The sequence below is a fragment of the Kitasatospora sp. NPDC004272 genome (genome assembly GCF_053603035.1).
Genome location: NZ_JBSGET010000253.1, coordinates 1 through 5115, shown reverse-complemented (window position 1 = coordinate 5115; position 5115 = coordinate 1). Strand labels below are relative to the sequence as shown.

Sequence of the window (5115 nt, the reverse complement as noted above, 5' to 3'; positions counted from 1 at the left end):
GGGTAGGTAGTGGAGTCATGCGTTGTGAACATCGAATATGCGGGGAACCGGGTGTTATTTGATTTGTGCACCGCGGCGGGGGGGGGTGCGCGGCGGGGGGGGGCGCGCACCCGGCGGTGGTGCGGCCCGCGCGGGGTGGGCCGAGCCGCGCGGGCCGGTCGTGGGGTGCCCGACGGGGCGTCAGCGCCGTCCGAGGCGCTCGACGAGCATCGCCAGCAGGGCGATCCGGCCGGGCGCGCCGGCGGTGTCGAGCCACTCCTCGGGGGTGTGGTCGGCCCCGCCGACCGGGCCGAGGCCGTCGAGGGTGGGGATGCCCAGGCCCGAGGTGAGGTTCGCGTCGCCGACGCCGCCGGTGGAGGCGCCGCGGATCCGCAGGCCGAGGTCGGCGCCGGTGCGCAGGGCCGCGGCGAGCACGGCCGCCGCCTGCGGGGTGTGCTCCATGGGCGGGCACAGGTCGAGTTGGTCGACCCGGGCCGCGGTGCCCTCGACGACGGTCCGGGCGGCGGCCGCGCGGATCTCGGCGATCGCGGTGTGCAGGCCCGCGGTGGTGGTGGCGCGGACCTCGACGTACAGCTCGGCCTGCGGGCACACGATGTTGGTGCGGGTGCCCGCGCGGACGACGCCGACGTTCAGGGTGACGCCGGGCCAGGTGCCGTTGAGGGCCTGCAGGGCGACCACCAGGTGGGCGGCGGCGAGGGCGGCGTTGGCGCCGCGCTCGGGCTCGATCCCGGCGTGGGCGGCCCGCCCGGTGACGGTGACCAGCAGGTCGGCGACGCCCTTGCGCGCGATGACCAGGTCGCCGTTCTCCCGGGCGCACTCCAGGCCGAGCGCGTAGTGCGCCCCCCGTGCGGTGCGTTCGGTGACCGGTCGGCTGGCCGGCGAGCCGACCTCCTCGTCGGGGGTGGCGAGGACGACGAGTTCGGCGAAGGCCGTCCGGCCGTGCCGGACCAGGAGTTCGGCCGCGGTGACCCCGGCCAGCAGGCCGCCCTTGTCGTCGCTGACGCCGGGTCCGTGGGCCCGGCCGTCCTGCACCCGGAAGGGGCGGGCGGCGGCGGTGCCGTCCTCGAAGACGGTGTCCAGGTGGCCGATGAGGACGATCCGCGCTCCGCCGTCCTCCTCGGGTACGGAGCCGGTGAGCCTGCCGACCAGTACGTCCCCGAAGCGGTGCCCGTCCACCCGCCCGGGGGTGGTGCGTTCGGTGCTGAACCCGATCGCGCGCAGCCGGTGCTCGAACCAGTCGGCGACCCGGTTCACGCCGTCGGCGTCGTAGGAGCCGGAGTCGATGGCGACGAGTTCGGCCAGGTCGGCGAGGTAGCGGGGCAGGGCCTGCTCGGCGGCGGCCGCCAGTTCGGCGGCGGCCGCGCGGTTCGCCGGTTCGGTGGGGGCGCTCACAGGACCTTGGAGAGGAACGCCTTGGTGCGCTCCTGCTCCGGGCGGACCAGTACGGTGCGCGGGTCGCCGGCTTCGACGACCACGCCCTCGTCCATGAAGACGGCGGTGTCGCCGACCTCGCGGGCGAAGCCGATCTCGTGGGTGACCACGACCATCGTCATGCCGTCGGCGGCGAGGTCGCGCATCACGTCCAGGACGTCGCCGACGAGTTCGGGGTCGAGGGCGGAGGTCGGCTCGTCGAAGAGCATCAGCTTGGGCTTCATCGCCAGCGCGCGGGCGATCGCCACCCGCTGCTGCTGGCCGCCGGAGAGCTGGGCCGGGTAGTGGTCGGCGCGGTCGGCGAGGCCGACCCGCTCCAGCAGGCGCAGGGCCTCCTGGCGGGCGTCGGCGCGGTTGGCCCCGGCGACCCGGACCGGCGCCTCGGTGACGTTCTCCAGGGCGGTCAGGTGCGGGAAGAGGTTGAAGCGCTGGAAGACCATGCCGATCTCGCGGCGGCGCTCGGCGACCTCGGACTCGCGCAGCTCGTGCAGCCGGTGGCCGGACTGCCGGTAGCCGACCAGGTCGCCGTCGACGGTGAGGCGTCCGCCGTCGACCTTCTCCAGGTGGTTGATGCAGCGCAGGAAGGTCGACTTGCCGGAGCCGGACGGGCCGAGCAGGCAGCAGACCTGTCCGCGCTCGACGGTCAGGTCGATCCCCTTGAGGACCTCCAGCCGGCCGAAGTGCTTGCGCACGCCCTCGGCGTGCACCATGGGGCGGGCCATCGGTTCAGCCCTTCCGTTCGCGGGTGGTGGGGAGCAGGCCGGGCAGGCCGGTGAGCATCCGCCGCAGCGGGGGGACGTGCCCGGCGCGGGCGGTGCCGCGGCCGTAGCGGCGCTCCAGCCAGGCCTGCGGCACGGACAGCACGGTGACCAGCGCCAGGTACCAGAGGGCGGCGACCACCAGCAGCGGGATGATCCGGTAGTTCTGGTTGTAGACGTCCTGGATGTTGGACATCAGGTCGTGCGCGGCGATCACCGAGACGTACGCGGTGGTCTTGAGCATGTTGATGGTCTCGTTGCCCATCGGCGGGATGATCACCCGCATCGCCTGCGGCAGCACGATCCGGCGCATCGTCAGGGCGGGCTTCATGCCCAGCGAGTGGGCGGCCTCGGTCTGGCCCGGGTCGACGGACTGGATGCCGGCCCGGACGATCTCGGAGGCGTAGGCGGCCTCGTTCAGGCCCAGCGCGAGCAGCGCCGCGACGGAGGCGGGCAGCAGGCTGTTGGTGTCGAACTCGACGAAGGTGACCGTGGTGAACGGGATGCCGATCATCAGGTGCTTGTAGAGCGCGGCGGCGTAGCCCCAGAACAGGATCTGCACCAGCAGCGGGGTGCCGCGCAGCAGCCAGACGAAGCCGGTGGACAGGCCGTACAGGACGGGGTTGTCCGACAGCCGCATGACGGCGACCAGGGTGCCCAGGACCAGGCCGACCGCCATCGCGGCGACGGTCAGCCACAGGGTGGTGAACAGGCCGTCGAAGATCAGGTCGGCGAACAGGTAGTGGCCGACGACGTCCCACTTCAGGTTCGGGTTCCTGGCGAGCGAGCCGACCAGGCCGACCAGGCCCAGCACGGCGACGACGGCGGCGGTCCACTGCCCCCAGTGCCGGACCGGTACGGCCACCAGGTCGTCCGGCCGGGCGGGGGGCGCCTCGGCGGGGCGTTCGGTGACGGGCACGTCAGTCCACCGCGCCGTTCTTGGCGGCCTGCCGGACGGCGATCGAGGCGACGCCGTACTTGTCGTAGATCTTGGCGAGCGAGCCGTCGTCGATCAGGGCCTGCACGGCCTTCTGCACCGCGTCGGTCAGCTGCGGCAGGTTCTTGGCGACGGCGATGCCGTTCGGGGAGGCGTGGTAGCCGCCGAGCGCGGCCGGGTCGTCGACGACCTCGAACGCGGCGCCGTCGTCGGCGCTCTTGGCGGTCCAGCCTGCGGCGGGCTTGGTGAGCACGTCGGCGACCACCTTGCCGGAGCGCAGGGCGAGTTGGGCGTCGGAGTCCTTGGGGAAGGTCTGGACGTCGACGGCGCCCCTGCCGAGTTCGCGGCAGGTGTCCTGGTGCTGGTCCAGGAGTTTCTGCTGGTTGGTGGCGCTCTGCACGGCGACCGGGTGGCCGCACAGGTCGTCGAGGGTGGTGATCTTCTGCGGGTTGCCCTTGGCGACCAGGATGCCGCTGCCGGAGACGGAGTAGTCGACGAAGTCGACGACCTGCTCGCGCTCCTTGTTGTCGGTGATGGCGCTGATCGCGGCGTCGTACTTGCCGGCCTGGAGGGCGGGGACGATGCCGTCGAACTTCTGCGCCTGGAACTCGAACCGGACGCCGAGCTTGGCGCCGAGGGCCTGCCCGAGGTCGTAGTCGAGGCCGGTCAGCTCCTTGCTGCCCTCGGTGACGTACATCTCGAACGGCGCGTACGGGACGTCGGTGGCGACCCGGACCCTGCCGGACTTCTTGACCGCGTCGGGCAGCGCGTCGTGCAGGGCGGGATCGGGGCTGATGCTGACACCGGCGACCGTGACCGGGCCGGTCGCCGCGGGACCGCCGGCCCCGCTGCTCCCGCAAGCGGTCAGGGCGAGGGAACCGCACAGGACGAGGGCGGCAGCGGCCGGCCGGGCCGGTCTGCGGGGGGCGGAGGGGTTCACGGGCAACCTTTCGAGGACCTGGGCGGCGCCGGGGGGCCGTGCCGCAAGCCAGGACGTTACAGGCAAACCACATTGATGGCCATATGTAATGGAGACTACGAATCCGTAACACTCGCCGAACCTCAAGAAAAGCACTGATGGGCCCTCAGGTGACGGAGGGCCCCTCGTGAAAAGTCGTTACAGCTACCGACAACCATCATGCTTCTGTATGTTCTGCTTCGGCCTCAGCGAACGAGGTCGGCGCCAGCCAGCAGCGCGTCCAGGACGGCACCGGCCCACGGACCGGGGTCGCTCCCGGCGGGCAGCCGCGGCGGGGCCCCGGCGAGGGCGCGCGCCGCGAAACCGTTCGCCAGGTGGGGAAGCCGGGCCTCCAGGACGCCGACCGCCCTGGCCCGCTGTTCCAGCCGCGCGGTCTCCAACCAGCCGCTGAGCGCCGCCTTCGACGCGCGGTAGGCGCCCGCCGAGGCCGTCGGGCGCTCGACGACGATCCCGGTGACGGCCCCGACGGCACCGCCCCCGCCGACGGTGCGGAGAGCCCCGCGCAGGACGGCGATCGGGGCCAGCGCGTTGACCGCCATCAGGTGCTCCTCGATCTCGGCCGACACCTCCTCGGCCCGCCCGAACGCCACGGCGCCGACGCTGACCAGGACGGCGTCGAGTCCGCCCAGGTGCTCGGCGGCCAGGGCGGCGAGCGCGGAGCAGCGGTCGAGGTCGTACGCGTCGAAGGCCGGCGCGCACGGGGAGCCGACGCGCCGGGCCACCGCCGCGAGCCGCCCGGCGTCACGCCCGGCGGGGACGACGCGAGCCCCGCGGTCAGCCGCGAGAGCGGCCACCAGCCCGCCGAACTCCCCCGTCGCGCCCACCACGAGCAGCCGTGCACCGTGCACGTCCATGACCGGCCTCCCTTTCGTCCGTCGACGCCTTCCGGCTCCCGCGGGCCCCGACGGTCGGGGCCGCGATCGGCGGCGAACTGTTCGCGGCCCCCGGGTACGCGCTGGTGCTGCGGGTGGCGATGGAGTGCGCGGACGCGGTGCTCAAGCTGGCCTTCC

5 protein-coding genes are annotated in these 5115 nt (G+C 73.3%); all 5 read right to left on the bottom strand.

Translation table 11 applies throughout. The features are described 5' to 3' along the window. Positions 1 to 180: 180 nt before the first annotated feature. The 5 genes from ACWEO5_RS37990 to ACWEO5_RS37970 all read right to left on the bottom strand — a co-directional run bounded on the left by ACWEO5_RS37990 (position 181) and on the right by ACWEO5_RS37970 (position 4959). On the bottom strand, positions 181 to 1392 hold the full coding sequence (locus tag ACWEO5_RS37990) for a M20/M25/M40 family metallo-hydrolase (protein ID WP_452166632.1): 1212 nt from the start codon (positions 1390 to 1392) through the stop codon (positions 181 to 183). Next, positions 1389 to 2141, bottom strand: coding sequence for an amino acid ABC transporter ATP-binding protein (locus ACWEO5_RS37985; protein WP_452166633.1), 753 nt, complete (start codon positions 2139 to 2141; stop codon positions 1389 to 1391). Before ACWEO5_RS37985 ends, ACWEO5_RS37990 begins: the two co-directional genes overlap by 4 nt. Positions 2142 to 2157: 16 nt before the next feature. After that, complete coding sequence (locus ACWEO5_RS37980) at positions 2158 to 3108, bottom strand: amino acid ABC transporter permease (RefSeq protein WP_452166631.1); 951 nt, start codon at positions 3106 to 3108, stop codon at positions 2158 to 2160. 1 nt (position 3109) lies between these two features. Next, positions 3110 to 4066 carry an ABC transporter substrate-binding protein gene (locus tag ACWEO5_RS37975; protein WP_452166630.1) on the bottom strand — a complete coding sequence of 319 codons (957 nt, stop codon included), beginning with the start codon at positions 4064 to 4066 and terminating at the stop codon, positions 3110 to 3112. A gap of 224 nt (positions 4067 to 4290) precedes the next feature. Beyond that, positions 4291 to 4959 carry an SDR family NAD(P)-dependent oxidoreductase gene (locus tag ACWEO5_RS37970; RefSeq protein WP_452166629.1) on the bottom strand — a complete coding sequence of 223 codons (669 nt, stop codon included), beginning with the start codon at positions 4957 to 4959 and terminating at the stop codon, positions 4291 to 4293. Positions 4960 to 5115 lie beyond the last annotated feature (156 nt).

Excerpts from the sequence above, each read along its gene's own strand:
- ACWEO5_RS37970 (WP_452166629.1), bottom strand. The coding sequence starts at position 4,959 with ATGGACGTGCACGGTGCACGGCTGCTCGTGGTGGGCGCGACGGGGGAG.
- ACWEO5_RS37985 (WP_452166633.1), bottom strand. The coding sequence starts at position 2,141 with ATGGTGCACGCCGAGGGCGTGCGCAAGCACTTCGGCCGGCTGGAGGTC.